General features: G+C 64.4%; 23 protein-coding genes. 13 read left to right on the top strand and 10 right to left on the bottom strand.

What is annotated here, in order from left to right; translation table 11 throughout:
- Positions 1-61: 61 nt before the first annotated feature.
- The gene (locus IB274_RS19210; protein ID WP_138216372.1) at positions 62-1,138 is read right to left on the bottom strand and encodes a 3-deoxy-7-phosphoheptulonate synthase; all 1,077 of its coding nucleotides are present in this window, start codon (positions 1,136-1,138) and stop codon (positions 62-64) included.
- A 180-nt stretch (positions 1,139-1,318) separates the two neighbouring features.
- Positions 1,319-1,738 (bottom strand): PilZ domain-containing protein, encoded by a 420-nt coding sequence (locus IB274_RS19205; protein ID WP_192433769.1) that lies wholly within the window; start codon positions 1,736-1,738, stop codon positions 1,319-1,321.
- Here IB274_RS19205 and IB274_RS19200 point away from each other — a divergent pair.
- The 5 genes from IB274_RS19200 (at position 1,737) to cysB (ending at position 5,723) form a co-directional block, all read left to right on the top strand.
- Positions 1,737-2,123, top strand: a complete 387-nt coding sequence (locus IB274_RS19200) for a thioredoxin (RefSeq protein ID WP_192433767.1) — start codon at positions 1,737-1,739, stop codon at positions 2,121-2,123. The two genes, IB274_RS19205 and IB274_RS19200, sit on opposite strands and share 2 nt — an antisense overlap.
- A complete protein-coding gene (locus IB274_RS19195) occupies positions 2,123-3,070 on the top strand; it encodes a putative 2-dehydropantoate 2-reductase (protein WP_192433765.1) in 948 nt (315 codons plus the stop codon). The genes IB274_RS19200 and IB274_RS19195 overlap by 1 nt, the downstream gene beginning before the upstream one ends.
- 17 nt (positions 3,071-3,087) lie before the next feature.
- Positions 3,088-3,999: a 5'-nucleotidase gene (locus tag IB274_RS19190; RefSeq protein ID WP_192433763.1), complete on the top strand. Its 912-nt coding sequence runs from the start codon at positions 3,088-3,090 to the stop codon at positions 3,997-3,999.
- Positions 4,000-4,095: 96 nt separating this feature from the next.
- Positions 4,096-4,581, top strand: coding sequence for a universal stress protein (locus IB274_RS19185; protein WP_192433761.1), 486 nt, complete (start codon positions 4,096-4,098; stop codon positions 4,579-4,581).
- 167 nt (positions 4,582-4,748) lie between these two features.
- Positions 4,749-5,723, top strand: coding sequence for an HTH-type transcriptional regulator CysB (gene cysB, locus IB274_RS19180; protein WP_192433759.1), 975 nt, complete (start codon positions 4,749-4,751; stop codon positions 5,721-5,723).
- A 56-nt stretch (positions 5,724-5,779) separates the two neighbouring features.
- Here cysB and IB274_RS19175 read toward each other — a convergent pair whose 3' ends face one another.
- The 3 genes from IB274_RS19175 to IB274_RS19165 all read right to left on the bottom strand — a co-directional run bounded on the left by IB274_RS19175 (position 5,780) and on the right by IB274_RS19165 (position 8,207).
- Positions 5,780-6,964 carry an MFS transporter gene (locus IB274_RS19175; RefSeq protein WP_192433756.1) on the bottom strand — a complete coding sequence of 395 codons (1,185 nt, stop codon included), beginning with the start codon at positions 6,962-6,964 and terminating at the stop codon, positions 5,780-5,782.
- Positions 6,965-7,041: 77 nt separating this feature from the next.
- Positions 7,042-7,386, bottom strand: a complete 345-nt coding sequence (locus IB274_RS19170) for a hypothetical protein (RefSeq protein ID WP_192433754.1) — start codon at positions 7,384-7,386, stop codon at positions 7,042-7,044.
- An 86-nt stretch (positions 7,387-7,472) separates the two neighbouring features.
- Positions 7,473-8,207: a phosphoadenylyl-sulfate reductase gene (locus IB274_RS19165; protein ID WP_192433752.1), complete on the bottom strand. Its 735-nt coding sequence runs from the start codon at positions 8,205-8,207 to the stop codon at positions 7,473-7,475.
- 189 nt (positions 8,208-8,396) lie between these two features.
- On the opposite strand from IB274_RS19165, the gene thrH reads away from it, so the two are divergent.
- A complete protein-coding gene (thrH, locus tag IB274_RS19160) occupies positions 8,397-9,014 on the top strand; it encodes a bifunctional phosphoserine phosphatase/homoserine phosphotransferase ThrH (RefSeq protein WP_024765701.1) in 618 nt (205 codons plus the stop codon).
- A 58-nt stretch (positions 9,015-9,072) separates the two neighbouring features.
- On the opposite strand, the gene pabB is transcribed toward thrH, so the two are convergent.
- Positions 9,073-10,416: an aminodeoxychorismate synthase component I gene (pabB, locus tag IB274_RS19155; RefSeq protein WP_192433750.1), complete on the bottom strand. Its 1,344-nt coding sequence runs from the start codon at positions 10,414-10,416 to the stop codon at positions 9,073-9,075.
- Between the two features lie 162 nt (positions 10,417-10,578).
- Here pabB and IB274_RS19150 point away from each other — a divergent pair, with 162 nt between their 5' ends.
- The 7 genes from IB274_RS19150 (at position 10,579) to IB274_RS19120 (ending at position 21,413) form a co-directional block, all read left to right on the top strand.
- On the top strand, positions 10,579-13,287 hold the full coding sequence (locus IB274_RS19150; protein WP_192433748.1) for a LuxR C-terminal-related transcriptional regulator: 2,709 nt from the start codon (positions 10,579-10,581) through the stop codon (positions 13,285-13,287).
- Between the two features lies 1 nt (position 13,288).
- On the top strand, positions 13,289-16,012 hold the full coding sequence (locus tag IB274_RS19145) for a helix-turn-helix transcriptional regulator (RefSeq protein WP_192433746.1): 2,724 nt from the start codon (positions 13,289-13,291) through the stop codon (positions 16,010-16,012).
- A gap of 231 nt (positions 16,013-16,243) precedes the next feature.
- Positions 16,244-16,699 (top strand): DUF6160 family protein, encoded by a 456-nt coding sequence (locus tag IB274_RS19140; RefSeq protein WP_045208563.1) that lies wholly within the window; start codon positions 16,244-16,246, stop codon positions 16,697-16,699.
- Positions 16,700-16,789: 90 nt separating this feature from the next.
- A complete protein-coding gene (locus IB274_RS19135; protein ID WP_192433744.1) occupies positions 16,790-17,551 on the top strand; it encodes a C39 family peptidase in 762 nt (253 codons plus the stop codon).
- A 48-nt stretch (positions 17,552-17,599) separates the two neighbouring features.
- The gene (locus IB274_RS19130) at positions 17,600-18,604 is read left to right on the top strand and encodes a transporter (RefSeq protein WP_192433742.1); all 1,005 of its coding nucleotides are present in this window, start codon (positions 17,600-17,602) and stop codon (positions 18,602-18,604) included.
- An 18-nt stretch (positions 18,605-18,622) separates the two neighbouring features.
- Complete coding sequence (locus tag IB274_RS19125; protein ID WP_192433740.1) at positions 18,623-20,221, top strand: outer membrane protein transport protein; 1,599 nt, start codon at positions 18,623-18,625, stop codon at positions 20,219-20,221.
- 55 nt (positions 20,222-20,276) lie between these two features.
- Positions 20,277-21,413 (top strand): MalM family protein, encoded by a 1,137-nt coding sequence (locus IB274_RS19120; protein ID WP_412548436.1) that lies wholly within the window; start codon positions 20,277-20,279, stop codon positions 21,411-21,413.
- 157 nt (positions 21,414-21,570) lie between these two features.
- On the opposite strand, the gene IB274_RS19115 is transcribed toward IB274_RS19120, so the two are convergent.
- The 4 genes from IB274_RS19115 to IB274_RS19100 all read right to left on the bottom strand — a co-directional run bounded on the left by IB274_RS19115 (position 21,571) and on the right by IB274_RS19100 (position 25,817).
- A complete protein-coding gene (locus IB274_RS19115; RefSeq protein WP_024765708.1) occupies positions 21,571-22,557 on the bottom strand; it encodes an alpha-L-glutamate ligase-like protein in 987 nt (328 codons plus the stop codon).
- Positions 22,558-22,560: 3 nt separating this feature from the next.
- The gene (locus IB274_RS19110; RefSeq protein WP_192433736.1) at positions 22,561-24,093 is read right to left on the bottom strand and encodes an inactive transglutaminase family protein; all 1,533 of its coding nucleotides are present in this window, start codon (positions 24,091-24,093) and stop codon (positions 22,561-22,563) included.
- A 4-nt stretch (positions 24,094-24,097) separates the two neighbouring features.
- A complete protein-coding gene (locus IB274_RS19105; protein ID WP_081520578.1) occupies positions 24,098-24,640 on the bottom strand; it encodes an ATP-dependent zinc protease in 543 nt (180 codons plus the stop codon).
- Positions 24,641-24,923: 283 nt separating this feature from the next.
- Positions 24,924-25,817: a DUF2950 domain-containing protein gene (locus tag IB274_RS19100; RefSeq protein ID WP_192433734.1), complete on the bottom strand. Its 894-nt coding sequence runs from the start codon at positions 25,815-25,817 to the stop codon at positions 24,924-24,926.

The raw sequence follows: 25,817 nt of genomic DNA, 5'->3' as shown, positions 1-25,817 counted from the left end.
TTGTTGCAGCGCCAAAGAAAAGCCGGGCTGATGCCCGGCTTTTTCGTGCGTGCCTGGAGTGTCAGCCGCGCTGGCGCTTGGGCAGAACTTCCTTGAGCTTGGCGTGCATGCTGCGCACGGCCTTCTCGGTGGTGTCCCAGTCGATGCAGGCATCGGTGATCGACACGCCGTACTGCAGCTGGCACAGGTCCTTCGGGATCGGCTGAGCGCCCCAGCCCAGGTGGCTTTCCACCATCAGGCCGACGATGGAGTTGTTGCCTTCGGCGATCTGGTTGGCGACGTTGTCCATCACCAGCGGCTGCAGGGCCGGGTCCTTGTTGGAGTTGGCGTGGCTGCAGTCGACCATCACGTTCAGCGGGATCTTCGCTTTGGTCAGTTCCTGTTCGCACAGGGCGACGCTGACCGAGTCATAGTTCGGCTTGCCGTTGCCACCGCGCAGCACTACATGGCCGTAGGCATTGCCCTTGGTGGTGACGATAGAGACGCCGCCTTCCTGGTTGATACCCAGGAAGCGGTGCGGGCTGGAAACCGACTGCAGCGCGTTGATCGCCACGGTCAGGCTGCCATCGGTGCCGTTCTTGAAGCCGACCGCCGAGGACAGGCCGGAAGCCATCTCGCGGTGAGTCTGGGATTCGGTCGTGCGCGCGCCGATGGCCGACCAGCTGATCAGGTCCTGCAGGTACTGCGGGGAGATCGGGTCGAGCGCCTCGGTGGCGGTGGGCAGGCCCATCTCGGCGAGGTCGCGCAGCAATTGGCGGCCGATGTGCAGACCGTCCTGGATCTTGAAGGAGTCGTCCAGGTACGGGTCGTTGATCAGGCCTTTCCAGCCAACCGTGGTGCGCGGTTTCTCGAAGTACACGCGCATCACAAGGAACAGCGTGTCGGAAACTTCCGCGGCCAGCACCTTCAGGCGCTCGGCGTATTCGTGGGCGGCCTTGATGTCGTGGATCGAGCAGGGGCCGATCACTACGAACAGGCGGTGGTCCTTGCCATCAAGGATGTCGCGGACGACCTGGCGGCCGTTGGCGACGGTGCGCAGGGCGGCGTCGGTCAGGGGGATTTCGCGCTTGAGCTGCTCCGGCGTGATCAGTGTCTCGTTGGAGGCAACGTTAAGGTCGTCGATCTGTAAATCAGCCATCGTGGTACTCAATCAGGTCACGGGTGCCGGCCGCCAGAAATCCCCGTGCGATGGGGCGCAGGCAGAGGTGTCGCTAAGGGGAACCCGAACCTTAACCGTTCAGGCAGCGCCTCGACAATGGCTCGATGCAGGAAAATGCCCGCAACACGGGCATTTGCGCGACTTTCTGCGGGGTGCCGATCAGACCGCGCAAAACATTGGGAAGTCGGCGGCGTTCTGCGCGATCCACTCCAGTGCCAGGGTCTCGAACGGCAGGCTGGCGCCGCTGGCCTGCTCCCGCTGGCGGCGGTACTGCTCTATCTGGCAGACCTGCTCGACCATGCGCGCCCGGAACAGAGTGTCCTCGTCGATGAAGGCAATGCCCACACGGTAGTCGCTGGCCTGCTTGCGGCTCCAGGCGATGACGCCGGGGTAGCAGGCGGAGTCGCCCAGCAAGGGGATGCGCAGCTCGATAGAGGTGCCGCGGCGAAAGCCCCGTGGCGAATTGCACGCGACGCCGCCGAGGCTGATATTGTGCAACCGCTGGCGCGGCAGGAAAGTCTGTTTGCGGATGACCAGCTCGACCGGGAAATCGCAAGGGTGACGCAGGAACTGACGCATGACGGAACGCTCCGACTGCAATCTTTATAGTGGTGGCACCTTGAGTATAGTGCCGGCCCACGAGCTGACCGACCTGGACGCCGACCGCCGGCTGCTGGAGCTGCCGGGCGTGTCGCTGCTGATTTTTACCGGGGAAGGCTGCTCTACCTGTCGCTGGGCGAGGCAAGTGCTGCCGGAGTTCGGCCTGCCCATCGACCGCCTGTGCTGGATCGACGCTGGGCACAGCGGCGGGCTGGTCGAGCGCTACGAGGTCTTCCACTTGCCGTCCCTGTTCCTGGTGCGCGACGGCCACTTCCTGGGCCCCGTCCATTCGCCGCTGCGCCCTGAACCTCTAATCCAAGCCCTGCGCGCCGCCCTGGCGCGCCCTGCTGAGGAATTGCCTTGATGAATCTGCGAATCGGCATCATCGGAACCGGCGCCATTGGCGGCTTTTACGGCCTGATGCTGGCCCGCGCCGGCCATGACGTTCATTTTCTGCTACGCAGCGAGTATCCCACCGTCGCGCAGAACGGCTTGCGCCTGAACAGCCAGGTGCACGGCGCGCTGAGCCTGTCGCCGGTGAATGCCTACGATGACGTGGCGAAGATGCCGCCCTGCGACTGGCTGCTGGTGGGCGCCAAGACCACCAGCAACGCCGATCTCGCGCCGCTGATCATTCAGGCCGCCGCGCAGGGCGCCAAGGTCCTGCTGTTGCAGAACGGCCTTGCCGTGGAAGACGAACTGCGCGCGCTGCTGCCCGAACACATTCACCTGCTGGGCGGGCTCTGCTTCATCTGCGTGCACCGCGCCGAGCCGGGCGTGATCGAACACCAGGCCTTCGGCGGGGTGAACATCGGCTATCACTCGGGTTCCGCAGCGGAGGCCGAAGCTCGGCAGGCGATCGTGGAGGAGGGCGCCGCGCTGTTCCGTAGCGCCGGCCTGGACTCCAACGCCATGCCCAACCTGGAGCAGGCGCGCTGGCAGAAGCTAGTCTGGAATATCCCCTACAACGGGCTATCCGTGCTGCTCGACAGCGGCACGCGGGCGATCATGGACAACCCCGACAGCCGCGCCCTGGTGGCCGAGCTGATGGAGGAAGTCATCGCCGGCGCCGGCGCCTGCGGGCATTCGCTGCCCCAGGGCATCGTCGGGGCGATGCTCAGCTCCACCGATGCCATGCCGGACTACCTGCCCAGCATGTACCATGACTTCGCCCAGCGCCGGCCGCTGGAGCTGGGCGCAATCTACGCGGCGCCTCTGGAGGCCGCACGCAGGGCCGGACGTGAACTGCCTAAGATCGAGGCGCTGTATCGCGCGCTGCGATTCATCGACGCACGCAACCGGACTCGCTGACGAACACCGGGGGAAACATGGCAAAAGGGCTGGGCGACAAGCTGGTAGTGGCGATCTCCTCGCGGGCGCTGTTCGACCTCCGGGAAAGCCATCAGGTCTATGAAAGCGAGGGCGTCGAAGCCTATCGCCAGTACCAGATCGACCGCGAGGACGAAGTCCTGCCGCCGGGCGATGCCTTTGCTCTGGTGCAGAAGCTGCTCGCGCTGAACGGCGGGACCGATAGCGCACCGGTGGAGGTCGTACTTGTGTCGCGCAACAGCGCCGACACCGGCCTGCGCGTGTTCAACTCCATCCAGCACTACGGCCTGGGTATCTCCCGCGCCGCCTTCGTCGGCGGCCGCAGCCCTTATCCCTACCTCAAGGCGTTCAACTGCCACCTGTTCCTCTCCACCCATATAGAGGACGTGCGCAATGCGCTGGACGCCGGCTTCGCTGCCGCGACCATCCTGTCCGGCGGCACCCGCCGGGAAGCCAGTGGCGAATTGCGCTTCGCCTTCGACGGCGATGCGGTGCTGTTCTCCGACGACTCCGAGCGCGTCTACCAGCAGGGCGGCCTGGAAGCCTTCCAGACCCACGAGCGCGAGTCCGCCCGCGAGCCGTTGGGCGGCGGGCCGTTCAAGCCCTTCCTGAAAGCGCTCAACCGCGTGCAGCAGGCCTTCCCGCAGGAGTCCTGCCCGATCCGCACGGCATTGGTCACCGCGCGCTCCGCACCGGCCCACGAGCGGGTGATCCGCACCCTGCGCGAGTGGGACATTCGTCTCGACGAATCGCTGTTCCTCGGTGGCCTGGACAAGGCCGCCTTCCTCGAAGCCTTCGCCGCCGACGTGTTCTTCGACGACCAGCCGATGCACTGCGAGATGGCGCGGGAGGTGGTGGCGACCGGCCATGTTCCCCACGGCGTGAGCAACGAGCAGAAGGTCTCGGGATAGCCGCCCGGCCGCGACATCCGGCCTTCTCGGAGCGATTCGCGTTCTCCTGCTACGCTGCTGGATAGGCCCCGCCGCGCAGGCAGTCGAGGAGGCCTTATGATCCGAACGATTCTCTACGCCACCGACCTCGGTCTTTACGCCCCCTATGTCCTTCAGCACGCACTTTCGCTGGCCCGTGCCTACGGAGCCGAGGTGTATGTCGTGCACGCGGTAGAACCGTTGGGGTTGTTCGCCGAATCCGTCCTGCAGACCTATCTGGACGAAGGCACGCTGAAGGAGATGCGTACCAACGGCCTGACCAACGTCATGGGCAGCATCGAGCAGCGGGTTATGGAAGGGTTCCGCGATGAACTGGGGGAGGCGCGCCAGGACGCCGAGCTGATCCGCTCGGTGCGCGTGGTGCAGGGGGATGCGCCGATGGTGATTCTCGACGAGGCCAAGCGCCTGGACGTCGACATCATCGTCGCTGGCAGCCACAGCCACGGTGATGGGCTGAACGCGCCGCTGGGACGCACCGCTGCGCGCCTGGTGCAGCTGGCCGAAGTGCCGGTCTACCTGGTGCCGATGCTGCAGCACCGCTGAGAGCTTTGTGACGATACGTCGGCCAAGCCCGGAATTTCCGTGGGGCTTTAGACGAATGGCATGCACGGCGAAAAAAAACGTCTAGTTTTATTCCTTAAACCATTAATATGGTTATAAAACGACAAGGCCCTGATCGCGGGTCGCGACATTCATTTCGAGGAAAGTCCATGAAGCTTCAACAACTGCGCTATATCTGGGAAGTCGCGCACCACGATCTGAACGTCTCGGCCACTGCCCAAAGCCTGTACACCTCCCAGCCCGGTATCAGCAAGCAGATTCGCCTGCTGGAAGACGAGCTGGGTGTCGAAGTCTTCGCCCGCAGCGGCAAGCACCTGACCCGCGTCACCCCGGCTGGCGAGCGCATCATCACCACCGCCGGCGAGATCCTGCGCAAGGTCGAGAGCATCAAGCAGATCGCCCAGGAATTCTCCAACGAGAAGAAGGGCACGCTGTCCATCGCCACCACCCACACCCAGGCGCGTTACGCCCTGCCCGGCGTGATCAGCGGCTTCATCAAGCAGTACCCGGACGTCTCCCTGCATATGCACCAGGGCACGCCGATGCAGATCGCCGAGATGGCCGCCGACGGCACCGTCGACTTCGCCATCGCCACCGAGGCGCTGGAGCTGTTCGGTGACCTGATCATGATGCCGTGCTACCGCTGGAACCGCTGCGTGATCGTGCCCCAGGGCCACCCGCTGACCAAGGTGCCGAAACTGACCCTGGAACTGCTCGCCGAGCAGCCCATCGTCACCTACGTTTTCGGCTTCACCGGCCGCTCCAAGCTCGACGAAGCCTTCAACCAGCGTGGCCTGGTGCCGAAGGTGGTGTTCACCGCCGCCGACGCCGACGTGATCAAGACTTACGTGCGCCTGGGCCTGGGCGTGGGCATCGTGGCCCACATGGCGGTCGATCCGAAACTGGACAACGATCTGGTGATGCTCGACGCCAGCCACCTGTTCGAGTCCAGCGTGACCAAGATCGGTTTCCGTCGCGGCACCTTCCTGCGTGGCTTCATGTGCGACTTCATCGAGAAGTTCGCCCCGCACCTGACCCGCGACCTGCTGGCCAAGGCCGTGCAGTGCCACAACAAGACCGAGCTGGACGAGCTGTTCGACGGCATCGAGTTGCCGATCTACTGATCGCGGCCCGTACCCGAAAAAAGCCCGGCATCTGCCGGGCTTTTTCATTGCTGACTTCAGTGGATACGCCAGCGCAGCAACAGCAGGGCGGCGAAGGCGAGTGCCGCGCCAATCAGAAAGGTCCAGCTGGCGCCGAAGCTCTGCCACAGCCAGCCGGCCAGTATGCTGGCCAGCAGCATGGCGACGCCGCTTGCCAGGTTGAACACACCGAATGCGGTGCCCTTGAGATCGGCTGGCGTGGTATCGGCGATCAAGGTCGCCAGCAGTCCCTGGGTGAAGCCCATGTGCAGGCCCCACAGTGCGACGCCGACGAGCATCAGCGGCGTGGAGTCGGCCCAGGCCAGCAGCAGGTCGGCCGCCACCAGCAGGAGCATGCCGATAGCCAGCAGGCCGGTGCGGTCGGTGCGGTCCGACCACCAGCCCACCGGGTAGGCCGAGAGCATGAATACCAGGGCCATCACCACCATGACGATTGGCGTCCAGGCCATCGGCAGGCCAATGTCCTGGGCGCGCAGCACCAGAAAGGCTTCGCTGAAGCGGGCGAGGGTGAACACCGCGCCGATGCCGACCACCCACCAGTAGCGCGCCGGGAAGCTGAGCAGCGCATCGCGATGGATCGGCGAGCGGAAGCGCTGGGTGCCTTCCGCCTGTTCCGGTTCCTTGACGAAGAAGATGATGGCCAGCACCGCGATGCCGGCGGGAATGCAGGCGAACCAGAACACCAGCGGCAGGTTGTTGCCCAGCCAGAGCATCAGCACGATGGCCAGCAGCGGGCCGGCGAAGGCGCCGACGGTATCCATGGACTGGCGCAGTCCGAAGCACGCGCCACGGATCGACGGCGGCGAAACGTCCGCGATCAGTGCATCGCGTGGTGCGCCGCGGATGCCCTTGCCGATACGGTCGAGCAGGCGCGCGGCGAAGATGGTCTCGCCGGAGGTAGCCAACGGGAACAGCGGCTTGGACAGCGCCGCCAGGCCATAGCCGAACAGCACCAAGCCCTTGCGCCGACCGAGGAAGTCGCTGATGGCGCCGGAGAACACCTTGACGATCAGCGCGGTGGCTTCGGCGATGCCTTCGATCAGGCCCACCGCGACCATGCTCAGCCCCAGACTACCGACCAGAAACAGCGGCAGCAGGCTGTGCAGCAATTCGGAGGACACGTCCATGAACAGGCTGACAAAGCCCAGCGCCCAGACTGTGCCGGGAATGCGAGGGTGTGTGGAGTCCGAGCCGTCTGCCATGAGTTACATCCTTGTACGTCAGGGAAGGAACAAACAGTCTGGCCGGACGGGCATCAAGAAAGCGTCAAAGGCGGCGCTCAGAGGCGATCGAGGTCGTCGCGCTGGGCCAGTTCGGCCAGGGCTTCGCGGGAGTCCAGCGGGAGTTCGCCCCGGCCTTCGAGCACTTCGTGGAGGAAGCTCATGAACACCGTGTAGACGACCTCGTGGCCGTCATCGTGGCGGACGACGAAAAAGGGTGCGGTGTCCACGCCGTACTGCGCGGCGACCAGCCAGCCGGTGCTGGCGGGGTTGCGCTCGTCGGCGACCAGGGTGCGGTCGATTCGACTCAGATAGCCGCCCTTGACCAGGCGTTCGTGGACTTCGCGGCACTTGCGGCAGTCCTGGCCATCGGCCAGGACTTTCTTCACCAGGGTGATACGCATGGGATCGGCTCCGTCGCAGGCGTGCAGGCGTCCGATCCTGGGCTGCGGGCTGACAGGGAATATTCCGTCAGCGAAAGGGTAAGACCTCAGGCCTTGCTGATCAAATTGCCAGCGTGCAGGCCGCACTCTTTCTGTGTGGCTTCTTCCCACCACCAGCGGCCTTCTCGCTCGTGCTGGTTCGGCAGTACCGGGCGGGTGCACGGCTCGCAGCCGATGCTGATGAAGCCGCGCTCGTGCAGGCTGTTGTAGGGGATTTCCAGCATGCGGATGTAGGCCCAGACCTCTTCGCTGCTCATGTTCGCCAGCGGGTTGAACTTGATCAGCGGTTTCTCCGGGGTGGAGAAGGCGCCGTCCAGTTCGACCACGGCGACTTGGCTGCGGGTGCCGGGGCTCTGGTCCTTGCGCTGGCCGGTGGCCCAGGCGGTCACGGTGGACAGCTTGCGCTTGAGCGGCTCGATCTTGCGGATGCCGCAGCACTCGCCATGGCCGTCCTTGAAGAAGCTGAACAGGCCCTTTTCCTTGACGAACGGCTCCAGTAGACGCGGGTCCGGAGTCATCACCTCGATGGCGATGCCGTAGTGCTCGCGAACCTGTTCGATGAAGCGGTAGGTCTCCGGGTGCAGGCGGCCGGTGTCGAGGCTGAACACCTTGACGTTCTTGTTGAGCTTCCAGGCCATGTCCACCAGTACCACGTCCTCGGCACCGCTGAAGGAAATCCACAGCTCATCGCCGAAGTGCTCGAAGGCAAGCTTCAGGATGTCCTGTGGGGCTTTACTGGCATAGCTCGCGGCGATTTCCGCGATATCGAACGGGAGGCTCATCAGGCGGTATTCCTAGTTTTAATGGCGCAAGGCGCTCTGTGGGCGCGATGGTAGCAAAGAGGGGAATATGCCCCTAAATAACCATCAGGAAGGTTGACTGTGGTGTTTGGGTATAAGTGGCGCGTTGCACGGGTTGGAGCGAGCGGCTAGAGTGCCGCCTCTCAAGTCAAACCTGCGGGGAAATCGTTCGTGGAAATCGCCTGTCTCGACCTGGAAGGGGTTCTGGTTCCGGAAATCTGGATCGCCTTCGCTGAAAAAACCGGTATCGAAGCGCTGAAGGCGACGACCCGTGACATCCCGGATTACGACGTGCTGATGAAGCAGCGTCTGCGCATCCTCGACGAGCACGGCCTGAAGCTGTCCGACATCCAGGAAGTGATCGCCACCCTGAAGCCGCTGGAAGGCGCGGTGGAGTTCGTCGACTGGCTGCGCGAGCGCTTCCAGGTGGTGATCCTCTCCGACACCTTCTACGAGTTCTCCCAGCCGCTGATGCGCCAGCTCGGTTTCCCGACCCTGCTGTGCCACAAGCTGATCACCGACGAAACCGATCGTGTGGTGGATTACCAACTGCGCCAGAAGGACCCGAAGCGTCAGTCGGTCATCGCCTTCAAGAGCCTGTACTACCGTGTGATCGCCGCCGGCGACTCCTACAACGACACCACCATGCTCTCCGAAGCCCACGCCGGCATCCTGTTCCACGCGCCGGAAAACGTGATTCGCGAGTTCCCGCAGTTCCCGGCCGTGCACACCTATGAGGACCTGAAGAAGGAATTCCTCAAGGCGTCCAACCGCCCGCTCAGCCTGTAATACCGGCTGTGACGAAAAAGCCCCGCTGATGTGGGGCTTTTTGTTTTCTACGTTTCTGTCAGAGGCTTTCCAGGGTCCGCAGCAGCACGCCCACCTTGGTCAGCGATTCCTCGTATTCCTCTTCCCAATTCGAGTCGGCCACGATGCCGCCGCCGGCCCAGCAGCTCGCCTGGCCGTCCTTGACCAGTACGGTGCGGATGGCGATGGAGCTGTCCATTTCGCCGCGCACGTCGAGGTAGAGCAGGCTGCCGCAGTAGATGCTGCGCTGGGTCGGCTCCAGCTCGTCGATGATCTGCATGGCGCGGACCTTCGGTGCGCCGGTGATGGAGCCGCCGGGGAAGCTGCCTTCGAGCAGGTCCAGCGCGTCCTTGCCGTCCGCCAGTTCGCCACGCACGCTGCTGACCAGGTGGTGGACGTTGGGGTAGGTCTCCACCGCGAACAGCTCGGGCACACGCACGCTGCCAGGGCGGCAGCTGCGGCCCAGGTCGTTGCGCAGCAGGTCGACGATCATCAGGTTCTCGGCACGATCCTTCTCGCTGGCGAGCAGGGCATCGGCATTCTGTCGGTCGGCCTCTGGGGTGTCGCCGCGCGGGCGGGTGCCCTTGATCGGGCGGGTTTCCACCTGCTTGCCGTGGAGCTGGATGAAGCGCTCCGGCGACAGGCTGAGGACGGCGCCTTCAGGCAATGCCAGGTAACCGGCAAAGGGCGTAGGACACGCCTCGCGCAGCGCGCGGTAGGCCAGCCAGGGCGAGCCCTGGCAGGGCGCACGGAAGCGCTGCGTGTAGTTCACCTGGTAGCAGTCGCCAGCGAGGATGTAGCCATGCACCCGCTCCAGCGCTTCGCGGTACTGCTCGCGGCTCAGGTCCGGACGGAAGGGCGCAGCAAGCTGGAAGGGCGGCAGCGCTTCATCGTCGTGGGCGTTCTCGAACAGCGCGATCAGACGCTCCCGCTCGCTCGTCGCCAGTGACGGGTGGATAACCAGCTGGCTGCTGCGCTCCTCGTGGTCGGTGACCAGCGCCCAGGCATACAGGCCCAGGCGTGCGTAGGGGAGAGCGAGGTCGTCGAGGTTCGGTTCGGGCAGGTGCTCGACGCGCCGGCCGAAGTCATAACCGAGATAACCGATCATTCCGCCGACGAATGGCAATTGGTGATTGTCCGGGACTTTTGCCTCGCCCAGGCTCTGCAAGGCGGCTCTTGCGCGGGCGAAGAAGCGCTTGGCCGATTCGTCGGCGGTTGGTGCCAGTTCTGCCAATGGCCAGGCGCTCAGAAGGTCATAGCGTCCACGTGTGGCAATGGGTCGACCGGCGTCCAGGAGTACGGCGCCGGGTGCCCGATGAATCAGGGCGAAGCGTTCGCCCGGGTCTTCCCGGTAAGGAAGCGGGTACAGAAAACAGTCAGGCATGGGTAACAGCGTGCAGGCAAATGAGGTGATCAGGTCGGCTGAAGTGTCGATCCTAGAGCTATTTCTTCAGTTTACGTAGGAAAAGCATTCTGATAAGAAGTGACGAATCCCACGCGGACAGTGCTCCGTACCAACAACGATAATGACATAGGGATACAGGCCGTGGATGTAGTGCTCGAGCCCGCAGCCGGCAGCCTTCTGCGCTCCAGATTAACACCCCCTCGGGTGCCTGCTGATTATTTGATTCGTCCCGAGGTCCAGAATGCCCTGGACCGACATCCTTATGCCTCGATCCTGTCGTTCTCGGCGCCCGCCGGCTTCGGCAAGACCACCGCACTGGCGGCGCTGGCCGGCAAGCGTGCAAGCGAAGGCCACAAGGTCGCCTGGCTCTCGCTGGAGAGTGACGACGACGATCCCGGTCGTTTCTGCCTGAAGCTCATCCAGGCCCTGGCTACCTCCGTGCCGGGCACTGGCGAGGATGCGCTGGGCTACGTGCACAACACCATGCGTGTGCCAGTGGTCGCGGTCATGGAAAGCCTGCTGATGGACCTCTCCCGCGACGAGCGCAAGGTCCTGCTGGTACTCGACGACCTGCATGAGATCACCCATTCCGATGTCTTCGCCGGCCTCAATCGCCTGGTGCAGTACGCGCCGCCTGGCCTCACCCTGGCCATCGGCAGCCGCTCCCAGCCGCCGCTGAACCTCGCCACCTGGCGGGCCAAGGGCCTGCTGCTGGAAATCGGCCAGGACGAGTTGCGCCTGTCCCGCGACGAAACCCGTGAATACCTGGCCCGCGATGGCCTGCAACTCGAAGATAGCTGCCTGCAGTCGTTGCACAACCAGACCGAAGGTTGGATGGCGGGGGTTCACCTGGTCAGCCTGTGGTTGCGTCAGCAGCCGGGCGCTCCGGAAGACCTCAAGCTGCTCAGCAACGACAAGGCAGCGGTCGGGGATTACCTGCTGCGCGCGGTGTTCGAACGTCTGCCGGCCGATGTGCAGGGCGCGCTGCTGTCCCTGGGGATTGCCAATCGCCTGAACGGCGACCTGGCCAACACCCTGACCGGTCGCCAGGACGGCCAGGCGTTGCTGGAGCACCTGGACAGCATGCAGCTGTTCCTCCTGCCGCTGGACCGCGACCGCCAGTGGTACCGCTTCCACCAGCTGTTCGCCGACTTCCTCCGCGCCCGCCTGCGCGAGCGTGATCCGGAGCGCTTCAAGCAACTGCACTTCAACGCCAGCCTGTGGTTCACCAACCACCACATGCCGACCCTGGCCATCGAGCACGCCTGCCTCGCCGAAGACCCGGAGATGCTCGCCGCGCTGGTCGATGGCTGCGGCCTGGAGCTGATCAACCGTGGCCAGCTCTACCTGATCTCGCGCTGGCGCAAGCACGTGCCGAACGAGATCGCCGAGCGCTACCCGATCCTCGTGCTCAGCGACGTCTGGACCCGCGCCACCGAGCTCAGCCTTCCCGAAGCCAACCGTATGATCGACGAGTTGCTGGCGCGCTGGGGCGACGCACGCGGCAGCGGCCCGATGGGTAACCAGTACCTTTCGGCGCTGGCGGTTAAAGCCGTGCTGGCGCTGCAGAAAGATGACCTCGAACAGTGCATCACCCTGGCGCGCAAGGTGGAGAGTCAGTTGGGGCAGAACTCGGCGTTCCTCGAGGGCGCGATTCTGCTGATCGGAGCTTTCGCTCAGGTCGTGCGTGGCCAGGCTGAACAAGCGCGTCGCCTGATGGGGTTGGCGCAGCAGCGCAACCACTTCCTCGACGGCCGCTATCTGCACATGCAGCAATGCACCATCGAGGTGGTGCTGGCGCTGGAGCAGGGCCAGGTCAAACAGGCGCAGATGCTCATCGAGCGCGTGCGCGAGCAGGCCATGCCGCTGTTCGACAAGCGCTCGCAGGCTCTCGCGCTGCCGGCCATCGCCGAAGCGCTGACGGCCTATTACCGCACCGAGCTGGATGGCCTGGAAGAGCGCCTGCGCTGGGCGCTGGGCCGGGTCGACGTGGTCAACCCGATCGACCTCTATGCCCAGGGCATGCAGTGCCTGGCGCGCATCCAGCGCCTGCAGGGGCGCGGCAAGGAGGCGCTGGCCACCCTCGGGCTGATGCAGACCCTGGCTTCGCGCAACCAGTCCTGGCGCTTCTTCGCCATGGCGGTGGGCGAGGAGATCAACCTGATCCTCCAGGAGACCGCCACCGACCGCTGCAAGCGCGCCGAGCAGCGGCTAAAGGCGATCGACTGGGCGAAGCTCGCCAGTCACTACAAGCAGATGCCGTTCAACCCGGTGCTCTGGGTGCAGGGCATCAGCCGCGTGCGCCTGCTCCAGGCGCGCGGGCACTTCAGCGAGGCGCTGCACGAAATCACCCAGCTGCGCGGCATGCTGCAGCCGGGCTGGCACGGCCTGCAACGGCTGCGCCTGGATCTGCTGGCGGCCCTGAGCTACCAGCGCCTGGGTTACCAGGAACGTTCCCACAGCCTGCTCGGACAATGCCTGGTCGGCGCCGAGCGGGAAGGGGTGCGGAGCATTTTCATCGAGGAAGGCGAGGGGATTCGCCAGTTGCTGCAGCAACTGGAATCCACCGAGCGACAACCGGCGCTGCAGGTCTTCATTCGCGGAATGTTGACCGTCTGGCCGGGGCAGGAAGCACGCAGGTCCCCCGAAGTGCTCGAAGAAGGTCTGACCGACCGCGAGCGCGAAGTGGTATGCCTGGCGGCCCAGGGACTCTCCAACGAGGAGATCGGCCAGCAGCTGTCGCTGGCCCTGGGCACCGTCAAATGGCACCTGCACAACATCTACGAGAAGCTCAAGGTGCGCAATCGGACCCAAGCGATACGCCGTGCCCGCGAGCTGAGTCTGCTCTGACATGACGACCCTGACCACACTGCCGCAGCAACCCTTGCCGCTGCTGCGTACCAAACTGTTCCCGCCGCGCACCGACAGCGATTCGCTGTTGCCGCGCCGCGCCCTGATCGACCGCCTGTACGCCAACCGCCAGCAGCGCGTGCTGATCCTCAGTGCGCCGGCCGGGTTCGGCAAGAGCACTATTCTCAGCCTGTTCCGCCAGCGTCTGCTGGAGGGTGGCGCGCGGGTTGCCTGGATGTCCTGCGACGAGGGCGACAGCGAACCGCAGCGTCTGGTGCAGTACCTGGTGGCGAGCATCCGCAGCGTCGAGGCGGATTTCGGCACCAACACCTCGAACCTGCTGCAGTCGGATATGACCCTGCCGTTGGAAGGCATCATCGACGCCTTCCTTTCAGACCTGCGCCGCCTCGACGGACCGATCTACCTGCTGCTCGACGACTTCCACCAGATCCGCCACCCGGCGCTGGCACATGGCGCGCGTTACCTGATCGAGCACCTGCCGGACAACATCCGCCTGGTCACCAGCACCCGCTATCGCCCGCGCTTCCTGGTCGACGAACCGGGCCTGGCGCCCTGGGCCTTCTGCCTGAGCGGCGACGACCTGCGCCTGACCCGCGAGGAAACCGACACCTTCCTCACCGGACTCAAGGGCCTGGCGCTGAACGACAGCGAGCTCAAGCTGCTGCACAAACGCACCGAGGGTTGGATCACGGCGCTGCACCTCGCCGCCCTGGCGCTGGCGCGCAACCCGGACCGCGCGGCGCTGCTCAAGGGGCTCTCCGGCACCGAGCGCGACCTCGCCGATTACCTCGCCGAGGATGTGTTGCGCAGCCTGCCCGAACCGCTGCAGCAGTTCCTCGACCAGACCTCGGTGCTCGACGAATTCTGCGCCGAGCTGTGCAACGCCCTGACCGGGCGCCGCGATGGCCTGGACATGCTGATGCGGCTGCAGAACGAGCAGTTGTTCATCATCCCGCTGGACGACCAGCGCGAGTGGTTCCGTTACCACCACCTGTTCGCCGAGTTCCTCCAGGGCCGCCTGGCGCGCAACGCCGACCCGACGCCGCTGTTGCACGCCGCCGCGCGCTGGTGCGAGGGCCGCGACATGGCGGACCGGGCGATCAAGTACGCCCTGCGCGCTCGTGACTATGCCTTCGCCGCCGACCTGCTGGAGCGCCAGGGCGCCAAGCTGATCGCCGGCAACCGCGTGTACGGCATCCTCGGCATGCTCAGCAGTATTCCCGCCGAGGTGATCCGCGAGCACCCGGTGTTCCAGATCTTCTATGCCTGGCAGCTGGCCTTCGAGCAGAAGTTCGCCGAGGCCGAGGCGCAGATCGAAGAACTCAGCGTCCGCCTGCTGCAAGGGCAGGGCAAGGTGCGCCACTTCGGCATGGCCGAACTGCTCGCCGTGGCCCAGGTGCTGAAGGCGCTGGTGTTGCTCTACCAGGACAAACTGGAGGCCTGCCTGAAGGTGGCGCGCCAGTGGCTGGCGCTGGTGCCAGGCAACCAGCCGGTGTTCCGCGCCAGCCTGTCATGCATCCAGGCGGCGGCCTATGCGCTGCTGGGTGACTACGCCGAGGCGGCCAATGCCATTGGTGTCGCCCGCGATTGCCTGCGCATGGCCGACAGCGAATACCTGCAGGTCGTCGTCAGCATGATCGAGGCGCTGATCTGCAAGGAGCGCGGTGAGCTGGAGCGCGGGCGGACTATCGCCGAGAGCGCGCGCAGCCGCGTGGAGCGGGTCTTCGGCCGGCGCAGCCGGGTCGGAGGACCGTTGTCCCTGGCCTATGCGGACCTGCTGTACGAGCAGGATCGCCACGCGGCAATCCTCGCCGAACTGCCGCTGGCCACCACCTGGCGCGACGTTGCCACACCGGTGGAGCTGATCAGTCGTGGCCAGTTGGTGATGGCCAAGGCGCGATTCTTCGCTGGTGAGGCCGAACAAGGGTTGGCCCAGCTCGACGAATGGCTGGTTGGCCTGCAGTCGCCGGGCTACGAGCGGGTGCATGCGCTGGCCATGAGCTGCAAGGTGCAGCTGCTGCTGTGGATGCGCCGGCCCAACGAGGCCGAGCGCGTGTGTCTGCAACTGGCGCGGCACCTGTCAGGGCTCAACGCCGAACGCTACGCCGATGCCCACGCGGCGCTGGTGATGGCGGAGGCGCGCCTGGCGCTTTCCGAGCGCCACGCCGAACGTGCGCAGCAGCGTCTGGAATCGTGCCTGGCGGGCTTTACCTCGCCCTATCAGCGCGACCGGCGGCTGCGTCTTTCGCTGTTACTTTCTGTGGCGTATTGGCAGAAAGGTAACAGCGAAAAAGCCTTCGCTCTGTTCGCCCCCACCCTCGAGGAAGCCTGGAACCTGGGTTACCGGCGCCTGTTCCAGGACGACGCCCTGTGGCTACTGCCGCTCTGGGAGGCCTGGAAAGGCGCCGAACCCAAGCGCGCATCGGCCTGGCAAGGGGTGGCCGAGATGCTTCGCGAACAGTGCCGCAGGCTCTCTGTAGATCCTGAAAGTTTCGATGAAAATCAAGATGTTAGCCATCGCGAGCGGGAAATCCTGCGGCTCGTGGCGGCGGGTTTGTCGAACCGGGATATCGCCCAGGCGGTGCATCTGTCGGAGGCCACCATCAAGTGGCATCTGCACAACCTGTTCGCCAAGCTCGGCGTGCGCAGCCGCACCCAGGCGGTACTCAAGGGGAAGAGTCTGGGACTGCTCAGCGAAGCTTGAGTCGGAAGGTTGGTTTTGCGCCATCCCTTGGATGGGCTGGCAGGTTCACGGCGGGTCAGTAGCTTGGAGACCAGGACGAGAAGCTTCGTGCTTCACGAATCCATACCCGCGGCGCCTAAGGAAGAAGTCGGGGGTCTGGAAGATCGGCATCAGCCGGTCAACCTGCAGCGGGGTAGGACGCCCCTTGCAGTGCCTGGGGCAACCCCACCTGAACACTGGAGAGTTATAACAATGAAAATCAAGCAACTGGTTCTTGCAAGCGCAGTTCTGGCCGCTCCGTTCCTGGCACATGCCGACATGAAATCCATGGATGACGCTGCACTGTCCGGTATCACCGGCCAGGATGGCATCAGCATTTCCGGTACCTTCAACGCCTCCATTGGCGCTGTCACCTACAAGGACGCCGACACCAACGGCGGTTCCCTGGTCCTGCAGGGTATCCACCTGCCGAGCGTGACCATCGCCGACAACGCCCCGATGACCGTCGACGTGGTGAAAACCAACATCACTCCAGTTGGCGGCGGCACTGCCGTAGCCACCGAGCAACTGGCCATCGGCCTGCCCACCGTGACCGGCGACGTTACCATCGACGCCGTCAAGGTCGGCGCCACCGGTGCCAGCATTGGCTCGCTGACCGTTTCCAACCTGAACCTGGCGGGCTCGACCGTGAAGGTCTGGGGTCACTGATCCCGAAGGTTGCAGCGCAGTACCCCTCGCCGGCGCTTGCCGGCGAGGGTCTTCCAGGAATGATTTCCAGTATTTGAAGCGAGGGGTGGGATGTTCGAGATTCTGCTGGGAAGCCTGTTGGGCCTGTTCGGATTTACCCAGGCCGTGGATACCAAGCCGCAACAGCAGGGCACAGTGAACATCTCGCAGTCGCTCACGCCCAATGGTCCCTTCCGTGAGTCGGTCCAGCTCGAGCCGATGAGCCAGGTGCAGTTCCGCAATGTCATCCGCCAGGCCTACGACTACAGCTGCGGCTCGGCGGCGTTGACCACACTGCTGGACTACTACCTGGGCCGCAACCTGGAAGAGCGTCAGGTCATGGAAGGCCTGATCAAGTACGGCGAGGCCGACAAGATCGTCCAGCGCCGTGGATTCTCGCTTCTGGACATGAAGCGCTATGCCGCCGCACTCGGCTACAAGAGTGGCGGCTTCCGTGCCGAGTTCTCCGACCTGGACTCGCTCGAACACCCGGCGCTGGTGCCGATCCACTATGCCGGCTTCAAGCATTTCGTCGTGGTCCGCGACGTCTACAACGACCACGTCTTCGTTGCCGATCCTGCCTTGGGCAACATCAGCTTCACCCGCGCCCGTTTCGAGGAAATCTGGGACCAGAACGTGCTCTTCGTCATCTACCCCAGCGGCCAGGAACCCAAGAATGCCCTGGAACTGAAGGAGGCCGACATGCGCCTGGTGGATGACCGGACCGTCAGCCTGCTCGCATTCCGGGAATTCCCGGAGATGAGCAAGCTCACCCAGAACCAGATTGGCGAAGCCGCCTCGAAGGGGGATGTCCAGTACATCCGGCGCAAGTGATTGTCCGATCGGCCCATACGAATAAGAACAAGACCAGGGGATAGCAACATGGATTTCAAGGGGTTTGCGTGCGTTGCCGCTCTGGCCTTGCTGGCAAGTACCAGCACCTTCGCCGAGGAAGCGACAACCGAGGATGCGCGTGATGCGCTGGCCAAGAAGGATACCGATGCCGATAGCGCCAAGGCGCTGGAGCAGGTATTCCAGGCCGCCGAGAAGAGTTACACCCTGCTCAAGAAAGGTGAGCGCCAGCTGACCTATGGCTTCGACTACACCCTGATGCGCGACACACGCTTGCAGGCCGTGCGCAGTGGCGAGAACGTCTACAGTGTGCTGGCCCAGAGCGAGGCGCAGCACACCTTCACCAACTCGTTCACCTTCGACTACGGCATCTGGGACAACCTGACCTTCAGCATGCGCCTGCCGTTCGTGGCCAAGTACGACACCGAACGCGACATCCATGCCTACAGCCTGGGCGATGTGTCAGCGACCCTGCGCTGGCAGCCCTGGGCCGCGCGCCGCGGCGCTCCGGTCACCACGCTCTACGCGACCCTCGGCCTGCCGACTGGCGACAGCCCGTACAAGGGCAACGTGCAGGACGACGTCTCCACCGGAAACGGCTTCTACAGCCTCGGTGCTGGCGCCAACATGTCCTACGTGATCGACCCGGTCGTGCTCTACGGCTCGCTCGGTTACACCTACAACATGAAGGTCGATGACATCCACCAGAACCAGTACGGCGAAGAGCTGGAGAAGGTGGTGCCGGGCGATACCGTCAACTTCGCCATGGGCATGGCCTACGCGCTGTCCTACGACGTTTCCCTGGCCACCTCCTACCAGATGGCCTACTCGTTCAAGAACAAGTACTACTTCAACGACCGGTCGGTGGAAGCACCGGAGCAGACCAGCGCGATCATGAACTTCTCGCTGGGCCTGCGAACATCGCCGGACTACATCGTCAACGTGAACGCCGGTTTCGGTCTGACCGAAGACTCGCCGGATGTACTGCTGGGGCTTTCCCTTCCCCTGGATATCCAAGGCCTCAAGGCCCAGTAACCGACGAGCGACCAACACATGACTATGCGCATTTCGCCCCTTGCGGTGGCGATGGCAGGGGTAAGTCTTGGCTGGGCGACGTTCGCCCACGCCCAGCTCGCCAACGACCTGACCATCGGCAACCCCAAGGCCATGGCCATGGCCAACGCGGTCACGGCCGACTCCACCGGCATCGACGCGGTGCACTACAACCCCGCCGCCCTGACCAAGCTCAAGGGCCGCCAGACCCAGCTCAAGCTGATCACCGGGGTCATGGATATCCGCGCCGGCTTCAAGGCGCCTTCGGACTATGGGTCTTCTGCCTTCGGTCTGGACGACGACCCGGTCGCCGGCGAGAACAGCCGTACCCTGACCCCGACCATGTATTTGCCAGGCCTCGGCGGCATGACCGACATGCCGCTGCTGGTGGCACCGCTGGCGGGCCTGTCGATCAACCCGCCGGGCTCCAAGTTCACCTTTGCCACCAACGTCTACGCACCCCAGGCGCTGGGCTATTCGCGCGACTCCGACAGCGATCCGGCGCGCTACGAAGGCCGCCGCGTCTCGCTGCAGCGCATCACCTACTTCTCGCCCTCGGTGGGCTACGAGGTCAACGACGACCTGTCGGTGGGCCTGAGCGTCGGTTTCTCCCACCAGGCCATGGCGCTGGATACCGACTTCCGCAACCCGGGCCTGCTCACCGGCCTGCTGCAGACCCTGCACGACACCACCTGCGTGCCCGGTGCGCAGGAGATCGTCGAGCTGGTGTTCAACGTCTGTGGTGGGCGAATCGGCCCCTACGACTCGCTGGCGAACCTCAAGTTGGACATGCAGCAGACCCTTTCTCCGAGCTTCAACCTCGGCGTGCTCTGGGAGCCCTACGACTGGCTGGCCTGGGGCGCGACCTACCAGAGCGAGTCCCGCATGCACCTCAAGGGCAAGTACCGCGTCGACTACACCAAGGACTGGCAAGGCTTCTGGTCCGGCATGCAGAACTCGATCTTCGGCGCCTTCCTGAGCCCGCTGTTCCCCTATGGCAACGCCGAGGAAGAGCACGGCGTGGCGACGCTGAACATGGTCAACCCCGACAGCTTTTCCACTGGCATCAAGCTGCGCCCGTTCGACAAGTGGCAATTCAACTTCGACCTGAAGTGGACCGATTACAGCGACTGGAACAACTTGGAAATCAAGTTCGACAAGGAACTCGACCTGCTGCGCATCGCCAAGAACTTCGCCCCCAACGGCGCCACCGACCACAGCATCATTCTCGACCGTGGCTACCAGGACACCTGGAGTTACGCCATGGGTGTGCAGTACGACGTCAACGACCGCCTGCAACTGCGCGCCGGCTACGAATACCGCCCCTCGGCGATTCCCAAGGACAAGGCCGACGCCCTGGTCCCGATCGGCGACGCCGATCTCTACGGACTGGGCCTGGGCTACCAGTGGGACAAGGACACGGTGATCGACCTGGGCTTCAACTACTTCGTCTCCAAGCAGAGCATCAAGGCGGGCACCAGCTGCAACCTGAACTGCACCGGCATCGACAACCTGGTGTACAACCCCTATGCCGGCCTTGATGTCAGCACCACGGTGAAGGCCTACGTCTTCGCCATGACTTACCGCACCACCTTCTGAGGGCATGGACATGGGCAGGTTGACCCTCCTGATTTCCTGCATCGCCGTCGTCGGCATGAGCGCATCGGCGCAGGCTGCGAGCGGCCGCTACCTGTCATGGATCGACGACAGCGGCCAGGTGCACAACACCTTCGTCGACGCCAACTACGCCCAACAGCAGCGCCAGGCGGACAGGCGCATCGACCAGAGCGACCGCGCGCGACTGATCGACCTCAGCGCCACCCAGTGGCCTGGCAGCCGGCCGGCGGGGGAGAGCAAGCGCCGCTACTTCACCTGGGTGGACGCCCAGGGCAACCTGCAGAACAGCTTCTACGCCGCTGGCCAGGTCGCACCCGGTCGCGCCGATTACGTGCTGCCCAACGGTGATCACTCTTCCGAGTACATCGACGCGGAATCCTATGAGGACCGCGGTTTCGTCCGCAGTGAGAACGGCAACCCGTACTTCACCTGGGTCGATGACAAGGGCCAGGTGCGCAACTCGCCGATCACTGCGGAACAGCGGGGGGCGATGTTCCGCCGCGGCGAACAGGGCGGCAGCAATATCGCCTTCACCGAAGGCCGGCAGATCGACCTGAAAGGGCGGTCGAACAATTTGCCGGGGCTCGACGGCATGGGCGAGCAGACTGATGCCATGAAGGCGCTGCTCAAGGGCAGCGGCAAGACCCTGGACGACCTCTACGTCGACCTGCAGCGGCGCTGCTGCGACCAGATGGGCGACGGTGACTTCACCGAGCTGTCGGTGGAGGAGCCCCGCTACGAGGAGCTGAACAAGTTCTCGCCGAGCTTCGACTTCCCCATGGGCAAGAGCTACTTCGTGGCGATGAAGCTGCCCAGCTCACAGCACGTCTACGGCTTGCGCGTGCGCAGCTTCGCCAACCACCAGGTGGTCTACCCGTCGCTGCTGTTCCTCGACGAGCAGAAGCGCCCGACGCGACTGGTGAGCGATGCGGTGTACAAGCTCAACCCGGAGACCTGGTACCGCTATGCCTTCATCGAAGGGACTATCCCGGTGCGCGCCAACCAGGGGGAGCGCTACGTGCTGCTGCTGACCACCGACGAGGACCGCAGCCTGCAGACCCTCGACAACAAGCCTTACAAGCGCCCGCTGGAAGACCTGGCGGTGAACGAGGCGGGGATGAAGGTGCGCGAGCACGGCGATCAGGGTGGGTTCGAGTTGGCCGTAGTGCGCTGAAGTCGTTCCGTAGGGCGGATAACCCGGAACGGGTTATCCGCCAGCCTTCACGGCGCATAACGCCGTTGGCGTTATGCGCCCTACGCGCCACAGCCTGAATGAGCGTGAATGAAAAAGCCCGGCGAATGCCGGGCTTTTTTTTGTGGGGCAGGGCGCCTCAGACTTCCTTCGGATGCACGTGGCCGAAGAGCTGCTGGGAGAAGCGCACGCGCTCTTCTACGGTTTCCTTCACGCCCTTGGCTTCCAGCTCGGCGATATGCGCCTCGACGGCATGGGTGCGCAGGGTCAGGCCGCAGTCGTTGGCGATCTGGATGTTCAGGCCGGGGCGGGCGTTGAGCTCAAGAATCAGCGGGCCCTTGTCCTGGTCCAGCACCATGTCCACGCCGATGTAGCCCAGGCCGCACAACTCGTAGCAGCCGGCGGCGAGTTTCATGAAGCCGTCCCAGTTGGGCAGCTGTACGCCGTCCACTGCGTTGGTGGTGTCCGGGTGCTTGCTGATCTTGTTGTTCAGCCAGGTGCCGCGCAGGGTCAGGCCGGTGGCCAGGTCTACACCCACGCCGATGGCGCCCTGGTGCAGGTTGGCCTTGCCGTTGGACTGGCGGGTCGGCAGACGCAGCATCGCCATCACCGGGTAGCCCATCAGCACGATGATGCGGATGTCCGGCACGCCTTCGTAGCTGATGCTCTTGAAAATCTGGTCCGGGGTCACGCGGTACTCGATCAGCGCGCGGTCGCGGTGGCCGCCCAGGGAGTACAGGCCGGTGAGGATGCTCGACAGCTGGTGCTCGATTTCCTCATGGCTGATGATTCGCCCGGAGACCGTCTTGTAGCGCTCCTCGAAGCGGTCGGCGATCACCAGGATGCCGTCGCCGCCGGCGCCCTGCGCCGGCTTGATCACGAAGTCGCTGCGCTCGCCGATGATTTCCGGCAGGCGCTCGATCTCCTTCTCGGTGGAGATGATCCCGTACATTTCCGGTACGTGGATGCCCGCCTCGATGGCGCGCTGCTTGGTGATGATTTTGTCGTCGACGATCGGATACAGGTGCCGCTGGTTGTACTTGAGCACGTAGTCCGCGTTGCGTCGGTTGATGCCCATGATGCCTTTGGCTTCCAGGGCTTTCCATCGCTTGATCAGGCCGAACATGGCTTAGTCCTTGAGGAAGGCTTTGAAGCGGAACAGTTCGGTCAGGCGGTAACCGCGGTAGCGACCCATCGCCAGCATGAACGCCACCAGAATCAGCAGCACGGCCGGGAAGGTGAACACGAAGTACACCAGCTCCGGGACGCGCATCAGGATGTGCGCCAGGGCGGCGGCGAACAGGGTGCCGATGGCGGCCTTCATGGCGTGGGCGGCGCCGCGCTCTTCCCAGGTGATCGACAGGCGTTCGATGCTCATGGTCAGGATCACCATCGGGAACAGGGCGACCGACAGGCCGCTCTCGAAGCCGAGCTTGTGGCTGAGCAGGCTGATGGCGGCGATCATCACCACCACGAAGGTCAATACCACCGACAGGCGCGGCAGCATCTGGAGCTTCAGGTGTTCCAGGTACGAGCGCAGCGACAGGCCCAGCGCGGTGATCACGGTGAACAGGCCGATACCCCATTGCAGGCCGGTCTCGCGGAAGGCGAGGGCGATCAGTACCGGGGTGAAGGTGCCCAGAGTCTGCAGGCCGATCAGGTTGCGCAGGATCAGGATCACCAGCACGCCGAACGGGATCATGATCATGATCTGGAAGGTCTGCTGGGTGGACAGCGGCAGGCCGTAGAGCGAGTACTCGAGGAAGGCCGCGTCGGTGTTCTCGTCCGACAGCTTGGCCAGGCGGATGGCGTTCATCTCGCTGCTGTTGAGGCTGAAGCTGACCTGGGCCTTCTTGCCACCTTCGATGGACAGCAGGCTCTCGTCACCCAGCCACCAGATCAGGCGATCGTTGGGCAGGCCGCGCTCGCCGGTTTCCGGGTTGAAGTACAGCCATTCCTTGCCGTTGTAGCTGCGCAGCCAGAGTTCGGGCTGCTGCGGCTGATTGGCGACCAGGCGGATGGTGTGCACGCGCTCCAGCGGCACGTGGGCCACCGCGAGCAGGGTTTCGACCACGTGGGAACGCTTGTCCAGGCTGGTGTCGCCGGCCAGCAGCAGTTTCACGTTGTCATCGTTGAGGTTGTTGGCGCGCTTGATGGCTTCGCTGACGAAGGTCTCGACGTCCGCAGAGTGCTGGCGGATGGGCGCGATCAGGGCTTCGGCGGCGATCTTGTCCGGGCCTTCCAGGGGAAGGCTGTCGCGGAAGATCGGGCCCTTTTCCTTGGCCTTCTCGGTGGCGCCGGCATAGCGCTTGGTCAGCACCAGGCGGTAGTAGAGGGTCTGCTGGCCGTTGGCGCGGCGCGAGGACCAGGTCACCTTGCGGTTGCCGTCGGAGCGGTTGATGCCCACACCGTAGTTGTTGGAGACGAAGCTCTCGTTGAGGCTGACGTAATCCTGGGCCAACGGCGGCACGAACATCTGCACCTTCACCGGAGTCTTCGGCGTGGCGACGAACTCGACCTTGGCGTCGATGTTCCACAGGTCGTCGGTCTCGGCCTCGGTCATGGGAATGCCGAGGACGAAGATCTGGTAGGCGGTGATCGCGACGCCCAGCGTCAGCAGGATGGCGATCAGGACCTTCAGATGCAGGGTAAGAGAGCGCATGGGATTACTCGGCAGGTTTCGCTACGGGTTGGCAGCCGGGCTTGCCGGCAGCGTATTTCAGGCTCGGGTCGACCAGGGCGCCGAAGCGCTTGAGCGCGTCGGAGCCGATCAGAAGCGGGTATTGGAAGGCGCTGCGGTCGGTAAGGTTCACTTCGATGGTGCGCAGGGCCTTGCCCATGCACAGCTGAAGCTCGATGACCGGACGCGCGGTGTAGGCCTTGCCTTCGTCGGGGTCGTAGTCGCCGTGGCGGCGCTTGATCTTGCTGATGCGCGCCAGGGGTTTCTCGATCGGCTGGCTGTCGGCGGTGTCGGTGGCCAGGTAGAAACGCACCCAGGTCTCGCCATCGCGCTTGAAGCGCTTGATGTCGCGGGCACTGAGGGAGGCGGTCTTGGCCCCGGTGTCGAGCTTGGCGGCGAGCTCGATGTCCAGGTCGTTGATCCGGGCGTACTCGTTCAGGCCATAGACGGTCTTGCCGGCAGCTGCGCTGATGCCGGGAAGCAGGAAGATGCTCAGGAAAAGGAGCAGGGCAGTGGGCTTGAGTCTCATGGGCCTTGATGAGTGAGTGGCCGCAAAGCCTTGAAAAGAAACGCCCCGGTCGTCACCCCAAATAGCTGTGGCCGGCATGCCGGCCGGCGTGGCCTGGTGACGCCAGGCAATAGCGCGCCGAATTCTACCATGTGGTTTTTCGCTGGCGACAGTCGGTTGGCGCGTTGGCAGGGTATTTGTTTCAGGCGTATGACGGGGCCTTGCGCGCCCGTCGAGTGCCGGGCGAGCGACGGGCTCTGCCAGAACCCGTCCGACCGCCGGACAGTCGGACGGGTTCAGTCACTCAGGGCTTTTCCTCCTCGGTGGTGACCTCGGTCCAACTGCTGTCCGGGTCGAAACGGCTCATCTTCTTGGCGATCTTGTCGCTCTCCGGGCCGAGGTTCTTGGAGAAGATCTCGCCGTCGTGGCTGATCATGAAGCTCATCACGCCGCTGTCGCCGTACTTCACCGGCCAGGCGATCAGGGCGAAGCCGCGGGTCATCCTGCCGCCGATCTTGTAGTCGTAGGCGCCACCGGGGGCCGAGGGGCCCTGGGCGGTGAGGATGCGGTAGTGGTAGCCATGCCAGCCGTCGCCCGGCAGGTCGTCGCCGAACAGCGGGCCGAGCGGGCTTTCCTCGCCGCCGTCTTCCTCCGGCCAGTACAGACCGTCATGGTGCCCGTCGCTGCTGACGAACTTCTGCGCGTATTCCAGGACGCCGTCGCCGTTGCGGTCGACCTCGGCGTAGTCCATCTGCGCATCGTGGTACGCCTGCACGGCTTCCAGGGTCGACTCCTCGTTGCGGCCGATGCGGCGAATGCGGATTTCTTCGCCGCCAGCCTTGGCATTGAAGGCCCAGCCGTTCTTGTCGTGGACGATCGGCAGGGGCAGGGTCCAGGGATCGTTGCCGACGACCAGGTGGGCGAGGTGCGGGTTGTCTTTCTCGATCTGGTGCTTGTCCTTGTAGTGGGCGAGGAAGGCGTCCACTTCATCCCGGTCGATGCCGGCGGTCGGTATATAGCTCTGCCAGTCCTTGCCCAGCAGGGCGGCCAGGCGTTCGGGGTCGGCCTTTTCGGTGCCGAGCGCGGCAATGAAGGCGTCGGCGGCCGCGTCGGGGGTGGGGAAGCTGTCCTGGGCCAGCAGGCTGGCGGGCAGGGCGGCGAGGAGGGCGAGCGCCAGCAGGCGCGATGCGATGGGCAT

Source organism: Pseudomonas sp. PDM18, assembly GCF_014852585.1.
Lineage (GTDB): Bacteria > Pseudomonadota > Gammaproteobacteria > Pseudomonadales > Pseudomonadaceae > Pseudomonas.
This window is presented reverse-complemented; position numbering and strand designations above follow the sequence as displayed.